Origin of the sequence: Membranihabitans marinus, assembly GCF_019802045.1 — a bacterium.
Taxonomy (GTDB): domain Bacteria; phylum Bacteroidota; class Bacteroidia; order Chitinophagales; family Saprospiraceae; genus Membranihabitans; species Membranihabitans marinus_A.
Genome location: NZ_JAHVHU010000002.1, coordinates 401,276 through 420,461 on the forward strand (window position 1 = coordinate 401,276; position 19,186 = coordinate 420,461).

At 44.6% G+C, this 19,186-nt stretch carries 15 protein-coding genes; 7 read left to right on the forward strand and 8 right to left on the reverse strand.

All coding sequences use genetic code 11. From position 1 onward, the window contains the following. Positions 1 to 129: 129 nt before the first annotated feature. From KUV50_RS01870 to KUV50_RS01885, 4 genes are read left to right on the forward strand one after another with little or no spacing between them, the layout of a single operon-like run. Positions 130 to 636, forward strand: a complete 507-nt coding sequence (locus KUV50_RS01870) for a hypothetical protein (protein ID WP_222578383.1) — start codon at positions 130 to 132, stop codon at positions 634 to 636. Positions 637 to 670: 34 nt separating this feature from the next. Then, positions 671 to 1,303 carry a hypothetical protein gene (locus KUV50_RS01875; protein WP_222578384.1) on the forward strand — a complete coding sequence of 211 codons (633 nt, stop codon included), beginning with the start codon at positions 671 to 673 and terminating at the stop codon, positions 1,301 to 1,303. Continuing rightward, complete coding sequence (locus tag KUV50_RS01880) at positions 1,279 to 2,109, forward strand: sensor histidine kinase (protein ID WP_222578385.1); 831 nt, start codon at positions 1,279 to 1,281, stop codon at positions 2,107 to 2,109. The genes KUV50_RS01875 and KUV50_RS01880 overlap by 25 nt, the downstream gene beginning before the upstream one ends. Before the next feature lie 16 nt (positions 2,110 to 2,125). Further along, positions 2,126 to 2,773 (forward strand): response regulator transcription factor, encoded by a 648-nt coding sequence (locus KUV50_RS01885; protein ID WP_222578386.1) that lies wholly within the window; start codon positions 2,126 to 2,128, stop codon positions 2,771 to 2,773. Positions 2,774 to 3,210: 437 nt separating this feature from the next. Here the strand turns inward: KUV50_RS01885 and KUV50_RS01890 are convergent, their stop codons facing one another. Continuing rightward, a complete protein-coding gene (locus KUV50_RS01890) occupies positions 3,211 to 4,293 on the reverse strand; it encodes an META domain-containing protein (protein WP_222578387.1) in 1,083 nt (360 codons plus the stop codon). Positions 4,294 to 4,610: 317 nt separating this feature from the next. Between KUV50_RS01890 and KUV50_RS01895 the strand changes: the two genes are divergently transcribed. The 3 genes from KUV50_RS01895 to KUV50_RS01905 all read left to right on the forward strand — a co-directional run bounded on the left by KUV50_RS01895 (position 4,611) and on the right by KUV50_RS01905 (position 6,370). Then, positions 4,611 to 4,937, forward strand: coding sequence for a four-helix bundle copper-binding protein (locus KUV50_RS01895; protein ID WP_222578388.1), 327 nt, complete (start codon positions 4,611 to 4,613; stop codon positions 4,935 to 4,937). Between the two features lie 112 nt (positions 4,938 to 5,049). After that, the gene (gene chaB / locus KUV50_RS01900; protein ID WP_222578389.1) at positions 5,050 to 5,274 is read left to right on the forward strand and encodes a putative cation transport regulator ChaB; all 225 of its coding nucleotides are present in this window, start codon (positions 5,050 to 5,052) and stop codon (positions 5,272 to 5,274) included. A gap of 94 nt (positions 5,275 to 5,368) precedes the next feature. Beyond that, a complete protein-coding gene (locus tag KUV50_RS01905) occupies positions 5,369 to 6,370 on the forward strand; it encodes an NADP-dependent oxidoreductase (RefSeq protein WP_222578390.1) in 1,002 nt (333 codons plus the stop codon). A 213-nt stretch (positions 6,371 to 6,583) separates the two neighbouring features. On the opposite strand, the gene KUV50_RS01910 is transcribed toward KUV50_RS01905, so the two are convergent. From KUV50_RS01910 to KUV50_RS01940, 7 genes are all read right to left on the reverse strand, one after another. Next, positions 6,584 to 7,507, reverse strand: a complete 924-nt coding sequence (locus KUV50_RS01910) for a sugar phosphate isomerase/epimerase family protein (protein ID WP_222578391.1) — start codon at positions 7,505 to 7,507, stop codon at positions 6,584 to 6,586. A 902-nt stretch (positions 7,508 to 8,409) separates the two neighbouring features. Continuing rightward, positions 8,410 to 9,993 (reverse strand): aldehyde dehydrogenase (NADP(+)), encoded by a 1,584-nt coding sequence (locus KUV50_RS01915; protein ID WP_222578392.1) that lies wholly within the window; start codon positions 9,991 to 9,993, stop codon positions 8,410 to 8,412. Next, on the reverse strand, positions 9,993 to 10,844 hold the full coding sequence (locus KUV50_RS01920) for a fumarylacetoacetate hydrolase family protein (RefSeq protein WP_222578393.1): 852 nt from the start codon (positions 10,842 to 10,844) through the stop codon (positions 9,993 to 9,995). Before KUV50_RS01920 ends, KUV50_RS01915 begins: the two co-directional genes overlap by 1 nt. Positions 10,845 to 10,984: 140 nt before the next feature. Next, positions 10,985 to 11,953 carry a M28 family metallopeptidase gene (locus KUV50_RS01925; protein WP_222578394.1) on the reverse strand — a complete coding sequence of 323 codons (969 nt, stop codon included), beginning with the start codon at positions 11,951 to 11,953 and terminating at the stop codon, positions 10,985 to 10,987. Between the two features lie 605 nt (positions 11,954 to 12,558). Next, on the reverse strand, positions 12,559 to 13,467 hold the full coding sequence (locus KUV50_RS01930; protein ID WP_222578395.1) for a dihydrodipicolinate synthase family protein: 909 nt from the start codon (positions 13,465 to 13,467) through the stop codon (positions 12,559 to 12,561). 616 nt (positions 13,468 to 14,083) lie between these two features. Continuing rightward, positions 14,084 to 15,955 (reverse strand): RagB/SusD family nutrient uptake outer membrane protein, encoded by a 1,872-nt coding sequence (locus KUV50_RS01935; protein ID WP_222578396.1) that lies wholly within the window; start codon positions 15,953 to 15,955, stop codon positions 14,084 to 14,086. 19 nt (positions 15,956 to 15,974) lie between these two features. Then, complete coding sequence (locus KUV50_RS01940; protein WP_222578397.1) at positions 15,975 to 19,112, reverse strand: SusC/RagA family TonB-linked outer membrane protein; 3,138 nt, start codon at positions 19,110 to 19,112, stop codon at positions 15,975 to 15,977. Positions 19,113 to 19,186: the final 74 nt, after the last annotated feature.

Here is a 19,186-nt window from a genome sequence, read left to right on the forward strand (position 1 = left end):
ATTTCGCTTAATTTGGACGAATTAAGATTCGAAGCTCTGTAAATAAAAACTGAACAGTCGAGGAGTTTGTCGGGATATCGCATATTTGCTGGGAAGTCGGTTGCCACCCATATCTAATAAATATAAATCATGAAAGACACGTCAAAGAACCTTATTTCGATGAAAACCGCAGCCGAAATGATTGACCGGCATGACGAATTCAGAAAATCTTCAAAGGATTCAGATCTAAAGTTGGTGCAATCTGTACAATTTCCCATCAGTGCCATTGAAAGCTATTTGAAATATGTGAAATCATTGACCCGGCTCAAAGGGGTAGAAGTGTCCGGTGTGAGAGTGGTCAATGCCATTTACCCGTCCGACCACTCTGATGAAGAGAAACGGAACGCACACACCGTGTTGTTTATACCGACGTATAAGAATGGTAAAGGGCAGGATGAAGCTTTTGATCCATTGTACATCCGGGATGGCAAACCAGAAAATCTTAATGAGCTCTTGCAGAACGCATTGGCTGATCCGGAGGAAAATAGTGGTTCTACTCAAAAGAGGCACCTTCAGATGCGAAGTTATAGCATGGAATTTGAAGAAAGTTCTTTCATGAACTTTGGAGGATTAGGAAGACCTCCCATTAAGGATTGACCAATGAAATCATGGTGGAGAGATATGCATTCCAATGGAAAGTAGGATACTGATTCTTCTTATGGAGGTGGTAGTTGCCGTGGTGGGTACTATAACTTTTGGAAAGTACAAGCACAATACGCTGCGATATTTTTTGCTCTATTTGTGGGGGATTGTATTGCTGGAGGTGGTTGGTAACTTTATGCAAGGTCAGTTGGAAGTATCCAACCTTTGGCTATACAATACATTTATTATCCTGGAATTCCCATTGCTGGTTCTTTGGTACCGTTCATTTATCACCAGTGTACAGATAAAAAGGATTTTGCTTTCCCTAACCGGCGGATTTCTGGTTTTTGCCGGAATCAATACCTGGGTGATGCAATCCTTTTGGGTCGTATTCCAATCCTTTAACTTTATTGCGGGCGCAACTTCTTTAATTATTGCAATTATTCTTTATTTTAATGAAGTGCTGCATACGGATAAAATTCTGATCATTCAACGCGGACTACTGTTTTGGGTCTCCGTGGGGTTCCTCTTTTTTTATGCCAGTGTTATTCCTATTATGATCACGGGAAACATGTTGCACCACGATGGTGTAGTGTATAATTCATTTATGTTAATATTAAATATTATATTACACATCTGTTTCTTAATTGGGTTATTATGGGGGAAAAAGAAGTTCAACTGATTATTGTAGTTTCCACCCTCGTTATTATGTTAATGGCTGCCGGATTGGTATTGTTTTTCATCTATATTCAAAAGCGTAAAAACAAGTACATTCGCGAGAAAGAAAGAATCACGGAGGAATTGGAAAAAACCTACCTTACCTCTCAAATGGAAATTCAAGAGAAGACCCTCCAGTACATCGGACGGGAGCTCCATGATAATCTCGGTCAGATTCTTTCGTCCATTAAGATTAAGCTTGCATTAGCTATGGATGAAGAGGTCGATCGCGATACCCTGTTTGAATTGCATGAACTGGTGGGCCGGTCAATAAGTGAAATCCGGGCGCTGTCACGAACGCTCAATAAGGATCACATCCAAAATATTGGCTTTATAAATGCTATAGATATCGAGTTAAGACGGTATCAGAAATGGCGGATTATACAAACACATTTTGACTTCAACTGCATCACGCCATTGGAACATGATAAGGATCATTTAATATTGTACCGGATTCTCCAGGAGTTTTTTACCAATACAATCCGACACGCGCAAGCCGAAAATTTGTGGATAGAAATAGAAAACAATGCCGGAAGATTACATATCGTAGCCCGGGATGACGGTAGGGGGATGAAATATGATGATGCGAATGGGTGGGGCTCCGGATTGTTGAATATGCGCAAAAGAGCCCAAATGATCGGCGCAGAATACATTTTTCATTCAGACCCCGGCGTCGGAACTCGCATGGAGATTTCTTATAGGCATTCCGTTCGAAATATAGACCGAGATTCAGTTGTAGAACAAACGGAGCGATTGGGATATACGGCATAAATAAAGACCCTGAAATATGGAAAAAATATACACTGTAGTCATTGTGGATGACCATCTATTGTTTTCAAAGGCATTGGGTGAGCTGGTCGGTAAATTTGATTCGTTTGAAGTTCAATATTATTGTAAAAATGGAAAAGAATGCGTGGACCGGATCGAATCGAGCCCGTCTCATCCGGACATTGTTTTGATGGATATTAATATGCCTGTGATGAATGGGGTTGATGCCACTGAATATCTGGCTGCTCACTTTCCTCACATCAAGGTTGTCGCGCTTTCCATGAATGATGATGAATCCCACATCATTGAAATGCTCCGAGCAGGAGCGAAGGGGTATCTGGTGAAAGATATTAGCCCGGTAGAACTGCAACGAGCTTTGACAGAAGTGGCAACGCGGGGGTTTTACTATTCCGAAAATGTGACCAGTAGTTTGGTCTCTTCCATTCAAGATCATACTGAACCGGGTCGACCCGCGTTCAAAGAAAACGAACTTATTTTCCTCCGCCTGGCCTGCTCTCAGAAGACGTACAAAGAGATAGCGGCTGAAATGTTTTTGAGTCCGAAGACCATCGACGGTTATCGGGAAGCCCTGTTTAAAAAACTGGGGGTTCGAAGCCGTGTCGGGTTGGTGCTCTATGCCATTAAACATGGCATATGTAAACTTTGAATGAAAAAGCGTACGGCACCGGGTCCTGGTGATTTTTGGATCTCGTACCCCCTTTCATTAATCATCGTAGTTAATTATGGTTCCGTTTTGTGCTATCCTGCGTTGCAAAGCCTCACCATAACCCGCAATAGCCAAACGCCACCCCAAAGTGGACTATGTGATAAATCGAATTTTGGAATTTAAGCAATTGATGCACTGTATAATTATGTGTCGCAACAGATTAACGTGGTGGATAAAGCGAATTAAACCCAGCTTTGGCTACGTGTTGATGCCTTGACAATCACAAAAATGACCTCAGAAATATTCCGCCTTACTTATAAAACAAAGCAAATGAACAACCCCATTGAATTGTTGAAACAAATCATTGGGTACAGCATCTGCGATTTCCCATCCATGCGCTTGGATTAATAGTTAAAACCCTCCTTCGGAAGGCATCATTACATGCTGTCCGTCCGGCTGAATACGATAGTACCTGCCTCACCGCTTAAAGTTAACTTTCCATCATCGTCAATTTCCCACGTGATATCATCTTGACCGAGCAGGCTGAGAAATTTATCCTCCGAACTCATATCCGGACAAGCCATTCTGGTCGCTCCGACCTGGTCAAAGCTCAGCGTACGTGCTGTACTTTCGATCGATCCAAAGTAACGATTACAACTCGTACTTCCTGCCATCCGTGTTTCAGGGAGGTAAATGCCCAGCGTAGGCTTTTTACCTTGAATGGGTTGACCATCCATACTGATGACCTCCCACGTTCCATTTAACTGGTATTTGCCTTTGAATTCTCCACAACCATTAAGCGTCTTCTTTTGACCATCTGAAGTGTATTCTACGCGGAGTGTTGTGGTGAAGTGTTGGCCGGACATGTTATCCTGACAGGCTTTGTTGGCAATCTTAACCTTAAGCTTGTGCCTCTCATTTTTTCCCGTATAAACGATGGAATTGTTGTCGTCGGACAGCTCAACTTTAGCGACGGGTAATTCAAATTCTACTTCCCCGTTTTCCATGAGTCCTTTGAAAATAAGGGTGTTGCTCGAAGTAATCTGAACCATCCAAAATGGTTCGTTTCCGGTCCCTTTATAAATGATCGGCGTATTTAATATGCCAAAATCAGTGGGCATGTCCGCTTTGGTCGGATCGCCTTTGTAGAGTTGGTAATAAGGTGCCAGATTAGTTTCAATGCGATTGCCGTCTGCATCCAGGGCGATCAATTTATCACCTTCTACTTCAAACCGGGAGGTGATTTCACCTTCAGAAAACAATTTTATTTTGTTGTTCTTATAGGTGAATTTATCTTCCGTGACGAAGGTCGTTTCCCGATCATAATAATCCATGGTCAGCGAATAATCTCCTTTTTGATGCAGTTCCAGCGTGTAACTAATGCCCGGACAATCGGCACAGGGTAAAAAACCATAGTACGTGTCTGCAATGTCAGCAGGAATGTGACGGTAGGAAGAGCAGCCTCCCAGCAGTATGCCTGCCAGGAAAAGAGTTGAGGTGAAAATTGAAAGTAGTTTCATATTTGTTGTCGTTTTATTCTTTGGTAATCTGACGACTGAAAACATGGATTGTTTCATCAAAAGTCAGTTGTTAAGAGTAAATTAACCCGGTTAATCCAGAATATCTTTAGAATTGACTTCAGTTGTACACACTCAAGCACAGGTGATTCGCGACTAGAATTATTTGATCAAACTGTTCGTTTAACATTTAACGTGGACTGAGGAGTGTCGGTTGTGTTTTCCGGTAAAGCTGTGGTTTTTGTTAAATAAATCGTGAAAAATATCAATGCATTTCCTGGATGGTAGTTATGTTGTTGCTTCCACTAAATAACGTTTTTATGAGAAATACTAAAATAATTCATGCCCTTGGAAATTGCATTAATCATTGCAATTATTGTGCGGACGCCTGTCTGTCAGAAGACAATGTAAAAATGATGGTGGATTGCATCCGACTGGATCGCGTTTGTGCAGAAGTTTGTTCTACACTTTCGCAGGTTTTGTCTACCGAATATGATGACGTCAACGAATTGGTAGCGTATTGCAAATCTACTTGTGAAAAATGCGCAGCTGAATGCAGTAAACACGATCACGATCATTGTCAGGCGTGTGCGCAAGCATGCCGGGAATGTGCTGAAGCATGCGAAGAGTATTTAAGCGCGAACTGATTGGAAGTTAAGAACGGACGCTGAACAGCGAGGAAATGCTTAAAGCACAAGGCTTAAAGCGATTTCATGCTGGAAACAAACGACATATTTTCAAACACCAAATACCTTCAAAATGCCTTATTCATCAAAATCAGAACTACCTGATTCGGTTAAAGACAATTTACCGTCTCATGCTCAGGACATCTACAAAGAAGCCTACAACAGTGCGTATGAGGAGTACAAAGATCCGGACGACCGAAAAGGAGATGCATCCCGGGAAGAAACCGCGCATAAAGTCGCCTGGAGCGCTGTCAAACAAGCGTATCACAAAGTTGACGGAGATTGGAAGAAAAAATGATTCCTGCTGACGGTGGTTTTATTTATAGAACGAATGATTGAACACTAATCGTCTGATTAGTGTTATCACTCCAAACATTTTTAAAACTAACTTTATGATCAATCAAGTCATCGAACTGGCAGAGCGTCCGGACGGACAACCTTCTGAAAATAATTTTCGAATAAAAGAAATTGAAACTCCCACCACAAAAGATGGCGAAGTATTAGTTCAGAGTAAATATATTTCAGTCGATCCGTATATGCGTGGTCGGATGCGGGATGAAAAATCCTATATGCCTCCTTTTGAGGTAAATGCTCCGATTCAAGGGGGTGTTGTCGCAGAAATTTTAGAATCGAAGTCTGACAACTGGAGAGAAGGGGACCTGGTAGAGGGTATTCTTTCCTGGCAACGAATTCAGACTGTCAGACCAGAACTGTTGCGAAAAGTAAGCCCACAGGTTCAACCGTCTTCACTGGCGCTGAGCACGCTCGGGATGACCGGGTTGACTGCTTATTTTGGGTTGATGGATATCGGTCAGCCTCAAAAAGGAGAGACCGTGGTGGTTTCTGGGGCTGCCGGTGCTGTAGGAGGCGTTGTCGTACAAATAGCAAAGATTCAGGGCTGCCGGGTGGTGGCGATCGCAGGATCAGATGAAAAGACGACCTATCTTGAAAATGAGCTGGGTGCCGATGTCGCACTGAATTACAAGACAACAACGGATATGTCGGAGGCCTTGAAAACGGCCTGTCCGGAAGGTGTTGATGTGTATTTTGACAATGTAGGTGGCGAAATCTCCGATGCGGTCATCCCGTTGATCAATAAATTTGCGAGAATCGTGTTGTGCGGCCAGATCGCACTGTACAATGAAACATCCATACCCCATGGCCCCAGAGTGGCTCCTTTGCTTGTCAAGCGAAGTGCATTGATGAAAGGATTTATTGTGACCGATTATCAGAATCAAATTAAAGAAGGCGTTACCGCTTTGTCCGGATGGTATCAGCAAGGACTGCTGAAGCATCAGGAAACTGTGGTCGAGGGCTTTGAAAAACTTCCTCAGGCCTTTTTGAGGTTGTTTACCGGCGAAAAATTGGGGAAGCTTGTGGTCCAGGTAAATTAGAATAGAAGCAGCATCTATAGTCCGCGGTCGGCCAACGGAAGACTACAGATCGCTCCAATAGCAGAAGATGGACCGTGGACTCCAAACGGAATTCATCAACATCAGATAGCTGACGGTAGATTCATGATGGCAGATGGCAGACCACAGACTGTGGTCTGCAAACGGATGCTCCAACCACCAACGACTACAAACTATCAACAACCACCCATTGCCCTACAAATCAAAGATTTGATCCATCTTAGTTATGATGGTATTTAGTCGTTCCTTATCGCCTCCGCGTACTTCTGCAGAAGCCCAACCCTCGTAGCCTATTTTATCAAGCGATTTGACTACGGTGGGCCAATCACAGTCACCCTCCATGAGTTCCACGTCAAAACCTTTCCACACGCCCTCATTTTTTTGTTTTTCACGGCTGTATTCCTTTACATCGAGCTTCATGATACGATGATCCAGCGCTTCAATCCAATGCTCCGGCCAGCCGTAGCGAACGATATTGCCGATATCAAAATACCACCCGATTAAATCGTGGTTGAATTCGTCCACATAGTATGCTGCTTCCAAAGGACTTAGGATGAAATTGTTCCATACATTTTCGAAAGCTATTTTGATGCCGGTTTTTTCGGCCACAGGAATCATTTTTTTTATTTCCATTTGGGACCTTTGCCACGCATTGGCATAACTGATATCTTTATTGACTACGCCGGGGACCAGGAGAACCGTAGTGCCGCCATATAATTTACAGTCTTCCAACGCTTCGGTCATAGAGTCCACACATTTTTTCCGGACTTCCGGATCAGGATGGGATAGAGGGTATTTCCAATGCATGGAGTTAACAACGCCCGGGATTTCAAGACCGGTCTTGTCTTTGGCCTCCAGAATCTCATTATTATCCAGTTCGTTTGGAGAATCCATCTCGACGCCGTCATACCCCAGATCCTTAAGCAGTTGGAACTTTTCCATAACTGTTCCCCCCGTATTGACCATGCCATATTTTAGACTTTTCTTAATATTACGTGACTTGTTTTGAGGCATCGATAAATGGTCTTTGGAAGCAAATAACTGCCCTGGTGTCAGGCCAACAGCCGCCATTCCGGTTGCCGTAAGGCCGGTTTGTAACATAAATTTTCTCCGTTTCATATTGATAACTTCATTTTCATTTAAATGATCGTTCCCATGTAGGGTGGAACTCGATCCCTAAAGATAGAAGAATAACTTTATTTCTCGACCGAACGGCACTAAAGTATCCCATTTTTCCGGGGGTGATCAATTGGAGTTTACGTTGGCATAAAGGGGGTTTTTCCCCATCTGAACGGGGGTTTTTGCTGTTTTAACCTCTAAATAAGGGACTTATATTTGAACCATCAATAGAGACCAAGGAGGTTAAAATCCCCCTTAAGAAACAAATGGATTTCTATTGAATGATCGGATCCGTGAAGACGGATCCGGGATAAACAAGTGAATTTGGACAAGGGAGGATTCTCGGAATCTATCCAATGCTTCCTATCCGTAGTGCATTACCCGCTTTATTCACCACGTCAATCTGTTGTGATACATAATACACAATGTATCAATTGATTAAATTCCAAAGTTGGGCCTATTACATCGTCCAATTTTGGGTGACGTTTGACTTTTGATTCAATCATCTGCGGCGTTATTAACTTCTTGAAATAGAATACTTTTTCTGTGGAGTTAGATGCCTTGCATGTGCCTAAATCAAAGCGACGAATTTTGCGCGATTACTCTTTACTACCACTAACCCATGTTTTCTTAACTCCATCTCCTTTTGCTCAAATTCACTTTTTTTTGATCGTTGCAGATGATCAAATTGATAAGACCCGGGTTATGCAATAACTAAGCGCAGGCCCAACGATGTTTATTAACAAAAGCATACAGATCCGGATGAACCCGGGTTTACATCTGCTGTGAAATTCCAAAATGGTATATCGGTGTTCGCTAACGCCTTAATCAAAAAGATTATTCAATCGTTTGGGTAAGATTGATTCTGCTACGAAACACCTGAGTTAATTCATTCTAAGCGTTTACAACTCCTGTTTTCCATTTACCAAACGTGGAATGCCTAATGGATTATCCCTCTTCAGAGCATCCGGCAGATGCTGATCAGGAATATCCTGGTAACACACTGGGCGGAGAAACCGGTATATGGCTGATGTGCCTACACTGGTGGTAGAAGAATCTGTCGTAGCCGGGAACGGGCCTCCATGGACCATGGCGTGGCATACTTCGACCCCAGTCGGATAACCATTGAAAATAATGCGTCCTACTTTTTCCTGAAGAACCGGAATTAATTGATCCAATACATCGCTGTCTGAATCTTCTGCATGAATGGTAGCTGTCAGGTGGCCATCCAAGGATTTGGCAAATTCCAGTATTTCATCGGTCGAATCGGAAGTCACCATAATGCTGGCAGGCCCGAAAACTTCTTCGGAAATCAGCGCATTGGCTTTAACATCGGCGTATCTGGCCTGAAATAGGGTGGGGCGACCGGCCAGCTTGTTTTCTTCACTCTGCCCCTGTGCCAGAACCCGGAATGCCCCCGAATCGCGGAGTTTGCTCGTTCCACTGGTATAAGCACTGTGTATGCCTGGGGTTAGCATGGTCTGGCTATCCAAATCTGTAAAGGCGGTCTGAAGATCCTGGGTGAAATTTTCAGATTCGTCAGAATCCGGAACCATAAATACACCCGGATTGGTGCAGAACTGACCGGCTCCCAAATTAATCGACCCTGCCAGACCAGCGGCGATTTTTGGTCCTCGGGCTTTTAACGCGCCCGGCAGGATAAAAACTGGATTGGTGCTGCCCATTTCAGCATAAACAGGAATGGGAGTGGGCCGAGTCTGAGCGAGGTCGTAGAGCGCTTTGCCGCCACCAAACGATCCTGTAAATCCAACGGCTTTGATTCGAGGATGCATGACCAGGTATTGACCTACTTCATGGGTGTTCCCCTGGACCATAGAAAAGACTCCATCCGGCATATTTGTTTTCCGAGCTGCCTCCTGGATCGCTTTCCCAACTAATTCCGAGGTTCCGGGATGCGCCGGATGTCCTTTGACCACGACAGGGCAACCCGCGGCCAAAGCAGAAGCCGTATCACCTCCTGCTACTGAAAATGCCAATGGAAAATTACTTGCCCCAAAAACCACCACCGGACCAATGGGCTGATTAACCTTTCTGAGGTCAGAACGGGGCATGGGTGTTCGGTCTGGCATGGCTTCATCAATGGTGGCCTGCAGGTACGCGCCGTCTTCGATCCAATCCGCAAACATATTTAGTTGACCCACTGTACGGCCGCGTTCTCCGTTCAGACGACCATCAGGTAACCCTGTTTCTGCGCCTGCTGTGTCGGTCAGGAGCGGTCCGATGTTTTCTATTTCCCGGGCGATCGCTCGTAAAAACTCTGCGCGTTCTTTCGCCGTTGTATTTTTATAATCTGCATGGGCTTTAGCAGCCAACTGAATGGCCTGATTCATGTGGTCCGTCGAAGCATTGTAATAATCGACCGACTTGATTTCTTCTCCCGTATTTGGGTTGACCGGATAAAATGGATCTCCATTCTGGTACTGTTCCAATGTTAATCCGATAATTTGCTGTCCTTGAATTTTCACTATGATATGTTTTTGACTTGATTTATTAATGTGCCGATATGATCAATACTTATTTTGACGACATCGTTTTCCTGAAGCGTGAAGTCATTGTCCGGAACAAGACAGGTGCCGGTCATCAGAAAAGCCCCATGTGCAAAAGTGCATGCCCGGAATAAGTAGGCCGCCAATTCTGTATGGCTTCGTTTCATCTGGCTGATCCTCACTTGGTCTTGGTATACTGTGTCATCGTTCCTAAGGATACGAATTTTTATCTGACTGTCCAAAGGAATTGGTGATTCAGGTACCCAGAGGCAGGGCCCCATTGCTGCAGCACCGTCAAAAACCTTGGCTTGGGGCAAATACAGCGGGTTTTCCCCTTCGATGCTTCTGGAGCTTACATCGTTTCCGATGGTGTATGCGACAATCTGTTGATCACTGGTAATGAATAAGGTGAGCTCTGGCTCCGGAACATCCCAGTCACTGTCTGGTCGGATCTGTATCGGGTGATGATGGCCCCGGACCCGGAACCCCAGCGCTTTAAAAAAAAGTTCCGGACGATCGGCATCATAAACCAGATTGTAAAATACGGCACCGCCCGATTGTTCTGATTCTTCCATGCGGGCCTCCTTGCTCCGTTGGTAGGTCACTCCCGCCGCCCATACCTCCTGATGCTGGTCAACAGGCGGATCGATAGACAAATTTTTATCTAGGTAATCATCTGATACCTTCTCCCAGTGATTGACTTGGTTCGTTAAATGGTGGTGTAAATCGTTTCTGTTGATCAAGCCATGCCAGGATTGAAGCTCCGGGCTGAGATAGTAGTTTCCATCCGCTTCCATAAGCGCCTGATTTTGTATTTTATAAAGTTTCATTTCACTGATTTAAGGACAAAGGTTAATCTGTGATTCTTCATTGCATGGCAGCCTATTCACCATGCTCATTGATCCACATGTAAATATGAAACAGCGCTCGTATCTTCTATAATAGTAATCTGTCAATCTGTTCTACTATCTTAACCCTGATCGATAAAACGAAGTTCCTGGTCTTTTGATGCCAATTTCAGGATGACCTGATAAATATACTCCGCTACTTTTTGAGTACCCGCAAAATTAATGAGCTCAATGGTGTCTTCCGGGGTGTGGTACTGGGGATGGGCGCCCGTATGGAGACCGAGCACGGAAATTTTTTGCCTGTAAAATGATACATGATCAGAGCCTCCTACTTCGCCGGCATGGACTATGGGTGAAAGCCCTTGTGCATTTCCTGTTTTTTTCATCAATTCCATACCATTTGGGAAAGTACCTGCACCTCCCATGTATATATGCTTTTGATCATTCAGACGACCGACCATATCCATATTGATCATGAGTTTAATTTGTTCTTTCGGGACTGGAGGATGGTCGATGAAATAACTGCTTCCTTTTAAACCTTGTTCTTCGGCACCAAAGGCCACAATGATGATACTCCGATCCAGTAATTCCCGATTTGCCGATAGTTTTTCTGCAATCTCCAGTAAAGCCGCAGTGCCGCTGGCATTGTCATCTGCTCCGGCATGAAGCCCGGATTTAGTGGGTGCTTTGGAAGATGGACCACCCATTCCCAGATGGTCATAGTGGGCACCGAGGACGATGTATTCATTTTTTGAGTCTGTATCGTGACCTGGGATATACCCCATGATGTTCCAAGTCTGCACTGTAGGACCTGGAGACTCCTCTTTTTCGGATCGCATTTGGACATAGAAGGGTTGAAAATATCCATGGTTAAAATGTTTAACCCCTGATTTTTTTAGGTCAGTGCGCAAATACCGGATCACCTTTTTATTGAGTCGGCCGCCAGGCGTCCGTCCCTTGAGTTTTTTTTGGGTGAGGTATTCGATATGTCCATAAAGTTCAGGCACTGTGATATTCTCCTGAGCCTGAATCTGAGAAGACAGAGTAAGACAAGCGATCAGTAGGGTTTTATAAAGTGATAGTTCCTTCATAACACCTAAAAGTATTTATTTTTTATGAAATATTCGCTATAGATCTGGTATAAACATCAGGCGCTTTGGCAAGGCAAAGAGTGCCCCGCATCATAGACAGCTATCCAACAGGTTATGTTCTGTAGAATGGTACGATCTCCTGCTGGTTATGCTAGTGGTGCGTTTCTTAATTCTTTATGATTAATTATTTGCGCTTCCAGATCCCTACAGGCTCACGAATCGCAGATTGAGCCAAGCGATTCGTGAGCGTGAACCGATCTGGAAGCACCTAGATTAATTAGAATAATTTATGAAACGAAGCATTAATGCTCCAATTAATAAATAATGTATAGGTATTATCTCGCGCTTCCATCCCGATTAGCAGATGGTTTTGCAGTATTCTTCGACTTCGGAGAAGTCGCAATGTCTAAGCATACATTACGACCTCTCCGAGGTCGATATTTTGACAATAACCGTTGCTAATATACTTGGACCTGCGCTGCAGGTCTACTTAGAATCTACATTTAGAGTGCTAAGCACGCACCCAAACTTGTTGTGGATGGGAGCGCTTCATATAAAATACATGCAACTTCTGAATTACACTGGTGCAGTTTATAGGGAATGTTTTATATCTTCAGCAGATCCCGAAGTTCCTTCATATCCTCAGATTCCAAAAACTCTGCCCATTCCTTTTCCGGGATAGTTTCTCCCGGGCTGCGAAGACCTCCACAATCCAGTCCGATTTCTTTCATAATTCGTTTTCCCACGCGAATTCCGCCGCCGTACCGGTTCATAGCACGGACCAGTGTAGCTGAATCAGCCTGCATTTTTCGGGCTTTTTTTAGGTCTCCGGATTCAAATGCCTTGACAAGGTCCAGATAATGCGGCGTCATATAATTGTAGGTGCTTCCGATGGCTCCTTGAAGCCCAAAAACCAGACCAGCTAGTAATTTTTCATCCTGGCCATAAATGATGTCTCGTTTAGGCGCGTTAAACTCTGCGCATAGTAAGACATCCATGATGTCGGTTCCGGAATATTTTAATCCCGCAAAATTGGGAATACGGTCTCCAACCTGCTCCAGAAAATCTACCATCATAAAATCCACGGCAGTTACCTGGGGGATGTGGTAATAATAAAAAGGAAGATCTGGTGCTTCTTCAGCAACCTTAGCACAAAAGTCGATCAGTGCAGAAACTGATTGTGGTTTCAGAAATAGCGGGGCCATCGTACTAATACCTGTTGCAGAAATAGAAGCTGCATGTCGGGCCAATTCTTTGGCATCTTCGATACTGGATGCGCCCACATGTATAATGACCTGGAATGTATTGTCCTGTTCAGCAATCCAGGCCGCTGCCATTTCTTTCCGTTCCCGGACCGATAAGAGCAGACCCTCTCCCGTAGTTCCACCCACAAAGACACCGGCGACGCCATCTTTTTTTAGATGATCCGCATAAGCGGGTATGAGGGAAGGGTTAACCTTACCGTTGTTGTCAAAGGGCGTAAAAGGTGCCGGAAAAAATCCAGTGAGTTGCATGTACTTCTAATTTAGAGGTTCAGGTGATATAGTTTTTAGGTCTGAATTTTTGTAATTGTTGCCCTTGAGAATAAGTTCTGGACGTCAACAATTATTCAGATTTCAAAGATAAAAATTAATTAATGATAGGACATGTCATTTCACATGGAGTGGCAGTGTTTGACAGGATAGTATTAATTTTTGGCAATTATTGACCAATGCATGGATTGGGGGGATAGTTTAACACCATCTGTGAAGTCTGTTGCCTAAATCTCGATCTGAAGGTTCGGCAGGTTAGCTATGGATTTATACCATATTTGGAGCGTGATGTAAAAGATTCTGTAGAGAATCAAAGGTAGCCCGATAAAATTATCGGGGGGTAGCCTGAGTTACACCAAGCATATTGGATGAACGGCGTCGAGGAAATTTTCGTTACTTGTGGAGTAATAAAGGGTTCAATGGTATTTGACGGACAATCCATCATCCGAATCCCCAGGCTGCTCTGCTTTTAAGGGATTGACAGAACCACTGTTTCATACAAAGAGATGATTTAAAATAATCAAATAATCATTTATATTAACAATCAAAGAAATGACACGTCAGGGAATACGGTCGCATTCCCTGACGTGTTATTTCCTTACTGAGCTACGATCTCTCCTTCACCTTCTCCATCCTTCCATATGAAAGGGGTGATGCGATTTTCATCGCCAGGGTAGCCTTTGTTTTGATTGATATGGCCTTGGGTGTTCGCATTAATGGCATCGGCCGGGATGGGCCAAAGGACCAGCCACGGAGCCGCCCGGTAGTTGTAATGTGGCGCACGGACCTCTTCCCGGTAAAAACTGTTTTTCTCCATGACGCGGTCATACCAGAAATTGTCCTGAGAAAAATTGTCCATGGAATAGGTTTTTCCATTGTAAGCTTGTTTACCGGTCATAGCATAAATAAAAGACACCCGAGTCAGCTCTGTTTTTCGAGGTTCTTCGTAATACAATTCCCGGGCGCGTTCATTAAATATTGCATCAATATTGACCTCGTCCGAGGAAATCGATGCTGCCCCGGCGCGGTTTCTTACCGCATTGATGTCTGCTGCAGCTTCAGCCAACTGACCTTTCCAGAAGTATGCTTCTGCGCGCAATAAGTACGTTTCAGCTACCCGGTACAGATACCAGTCTCCACGACCGCCATCCGGTGTCTGATCGGTCGGATCGGCTACGAACAGCTTGTAGTACGGCCAGCCATACCAGGAGCGGATGGTGTCCGTACAGAGGATGCCGCCCTGATCATCATAGAGCTGGAGGTGTTCTCCATAGTATGGATCATTGGCTTCTTTCAGTCCGGGATGGTTGTATACCATGTCTTCCATGTCGACCCAGTTTCCGGGGGCATGACGCAGGTCATTGTCATCGGTCCAAATGTCCTTGTAGCCATAGGACGTCAGGCGACACCGACCGATTCCCCGTCCGTATTTACTGACCTGATCGATTTCGACACCACTCGAACCGAGGGGTTTGTCAGACATTCCGGCTCTTCCGCTGGGTGTTTTGATTTTGCCGGTACCACCCCAGAATGGAACGGTCTGCCGCATAATGCTGATCCGGCTGTTACCGTCTTCTTCAAATCCTTCCCGGGCGATCATAACATAGATGCGTTCGGTATTTTCAGGATTGGATTTGTTTTCTGCCTGATGAAGATCCCAGATTACATTTTTGGATGGATCGTCTTTATCTATCCCAAATCGTTCGGTCATCAAGGCGTGGTGTCCATCGTTGATGATCGCGGAAGAGGACGCGATGGCATCATCAAATTCACCCAGTGCCAGATTGACTTTGGTCAACACATGATTCACTGCGGCTTTGGTGACATCACCGATCACATTCGTTTCCCATTCGGGTTTTACCCATTGAGCAGCAAATTCCAGATCTCGTTTGCATTTTTTCAAAATGCTTTCCCGGGTCACGGTATTGAAATCGAGTCGCGGAGAAGTAATTTCTCCTAAAACCAAGGGCACATCACCAAACTGATGGACCAGGCGATAAAGGGTGCGGGAAACATGAAAATAAGCTTTTCCCAAGACGTGATTCCGTTCGGCTTCGCTGTTGTATTCGGCGTTGTCAATACGTGAGATTACAGCGCTGGCATATCGGATCCGTTTGTATCCCTCTTTCCAGAACCAGCCGATGCGATTGCAATCGTTGCTGTTTAGGCAGGCATCGGGTAAGATTTGCGCCGGCAGATCCATCGCCGGGCCCGTTTTGTCGGTCGTGCCTTCCACCGCTACGTCCGAGAAAATATTTTCTGTGATCATCGGATTACCGTCGCCGTAGAATTCATGCCGGGTGTTTCGAAGACAGGCTACGAGCGCGGCGTCAAATCCGGCGGCATCAACAAAAGCATTTTCCGGTGCAAAAAACGAAAGGGGTTTGGGTTCCAGAAATTCGTCGTTGCACCCGTTGCTGGACAGCAAAAACACCATGGTAAGAGCGATATATATTATATTGTTTTTCATCATTTTTCTTTTTAATAGATTACAGAGTCAGATTGAGTTTGAATGTGAAGTATTTCGGTGCATACCCCCGTTTTTCAGGATCCATCCATTTCCAACCAGGCGCAAACACGTACGGATTTTGAGCGATCAGTGAAAGTCTTAATTGCTCAATGTTGATCCTGGATAAAATGTTGGTCGGTATTCGGTAGGATAAAGCAATATTGTCAATCCGTACAAAGGAATTATTGTCATATACTGAAAACCCACTTTCATAACTTTCTACCCGGGCCCATTCATTGTTGGGGTTTTCAGGGGTCCAGTACGGTACATTGTAGGAAGTTCCCCGATCATAAAAGACATCGTTGTTTTTACGATGATTGTTTGAAGCATAATACCCCAGGTAAGAATACATCTTTAAAGATAAATCCCAATTGCCGTATTGGAAGTCATTGCGCATTGTGAGTCGCAGCTGCGGTTTTCCATATCCCTGGAAGACCTTATCGTCGTTCGTATATACCCCGTCACCATTAATATCCTGGATTTTAAAATCACCGGGTGCCCGGGAATATTGTTTGGCTTCCTCCCGTTCATCTTCCTGCCAGATACCCAGAACTTTGTAGTTCCAGATGCGGTCCAGAGCTTCCCCGATAAACCACTGGTTCGATACGTCATCGGCTTCTTTTTGACCGATCACATTCCCGTTGTCATCGACCACGTCTTCGAGGTCGCCATAAAGATGGACGATCTCGTTTCGATTGTGAGCAGCCGATATTCCGGTATTCCAGGTAAATTGGTCTGTGGTGATATTGACCGTGTTCAAACCAATTTCAAATCCACGGTTGTCGACCTGACCTAAGTTTGAAAACACATTATCGTACCCGGTGACATCGGGTAGGCTCCGCTCTATAAGCAAATCCTTCGTTTGCATGTAATAAACCTCCAGGTTTCCGTTAATCCGTCCATTGAAAATACCAAAATCAAATCCCAAATTATAAGCGCCTGTGCGTTCCCATACCAAATCTGAGTTCGCCAACCGGGTGGAATAGAGCTGGGATACGTATTGGGGCGTTCCGTCAATCACTTGAACATATCGGCCCGAATTCAGATTGGAAAGCGCAGAGTATCGTCCGATGGAACGGTTCCCATTGGTCCCGTAAGAAATTCGGATTTTAAACAGATCCAACCAATTTATATTGAAGAATTCCTCCTCGCTAATTAACCAACCTAAGGCTACGGATCCGAAATTGGCATGGGGGTTCTTCTGACCGAATGCGGAATAACCGTCTCGTCGGAATGACCCGGTAATCATATACCTGGAAGCAAAGCTGTAGTTCAGCCGGGCCATTAGTGCTGTACCGGTTTCGTAATTGTCTGTACTTCCTATTTCCACATCTTGTGTAGCGGCTCCGATCTGGTGATAGCCCAAGATGTCGCTGGGTTGAAAACCGTTCCGGCGTACCCTGTCCCACCAGGATTGGTATTTTTCTGCATTTTGCAAAAGAGTTAAATCAAAGTGATGAACATCAAACTCTTTGTTCCATTTGAGAATATTATTGACCTGCCACTCATACACAAATGAACTGATTCGTTCTGCACGTCCGCCTTCCAAGGCCCAGTCCGGATGCGCTGAAGTCCAGTGATTGAATTCCCGGTTCCAGTTGAGACGTGGAATGTATTCTGAGGTAAATGTGATCCCAAACGGAAGGCTGATGTCAGCAAATATTTTAGAGTTTAGGGAATTTAATTTGTAGAGTCTATCTCGGTAAACCAGATTGAGCCAGGGGTGTCTGGAGGCTGAAATGTTACCTGTAGGAGCATATGCAATGGTTCGGCCATCGTCTTCATAAAAAGAAGAATAAGGGGTGACATTTAATAAGTTGGTGCTCGAAGCAATCGGCGATTGATCTTTCGTTGCAAACTGGGTGTTCGTACCGACGGTAAGAAAGTCCGTTATTTCAGCTTCAAAATTCAACCGGGACCGGATGGCGTCATATTGGTCATTGTACACAAACCCTTCATTGTTTACATAACCTAAGGACCAGTAATAGCTCAATCGATCGTTGCGTCCGGAAATGCTAATATTATGATCTTGCCGCAATCCATTCTGGAATTCATAATCTCTCCAATCAATCGTTTTGTTGTTCTTGTAGTTGGCGATTTCCACCGGAGAAAATCCGATTCGGTTTAACCAAATTCCAATCAGGTCGTCCGATTGGGAGGAGCCGTCATACCCTTTCCAGTCATCGATCGATACGCCGGAAGGTAATTCGTTGGGATTGTTATAATAGGATGGAAAGTCAATGTGTTTTCGTTCATTGCTTTCAAATCCCGCCACACGCCAGTTAATAAACTGAGGACCGTTCATGGGTTCAATCTCCTGGCCGGATAGTGTCGCTAATCCAACACTAGAAGAAACATTAATACGGGGCTTCCCTGCTTTCCCGCGTTTGGTGGTGATTAGTATTACACCATTGGAAGCCCGGGATCCATAAATAGCAGCGGAGGAGGCATCCTTCAAAATATCAAAAGAAGCAATATCTGAAGGGTTGATGTCCGCCAGATCACCCGAATAGATCATTCCATCCAATACGACCAGTGGGGCATTGGCCCCTGAGCCGCGGACATTTGTCGATCCACGTACTTCCATACTGGATGCACTGCTGATCCCTTTTGGAGAAGTGCTAAAACCAACATTGAGTCCTGGCATACTCCCCCGGAGCATATCCGTGATATTCGCCGTGGCTTCCGTTTCCAGATCTTCTGCATTGATTTGGGAGACGGCACCGGTCAGATCTTTTTTCTTCATGGTGCCATATCCTACAACGACGATTTCTTCCAGACCGACGGCATCTACAGCCATTGTCACATCCATCGTTGTTTTGGTTCCAATTTCAATGTTTTGAGATTGGTATCCCACATATGAAAATTTTAAGGTGGTGGCGTCATTGGGAACTTCGAGGGTGTATGTCCCATCCAAGTCTGTACTGGTCCCCATAATATGGTCCACTACGGAGACCGTTACGCCGATCAGCGGGTTGTTACTTTCATCGACGACGGTTCCCGTAATCGTTTTAGTAGATTGCGCAAAAACAGGGAGGGTGAAGATCAGAAATACGAATATAGTTTGCGCTATACCGTCTGTGCATTTCATGACCATGTCAGGTAGCATCTTTTTCATAATGTCATATTTTTGTTAATATAATGATACTTATTTACGGATGAGACGATGAAAGGATAGGCAAAGAGTATGAG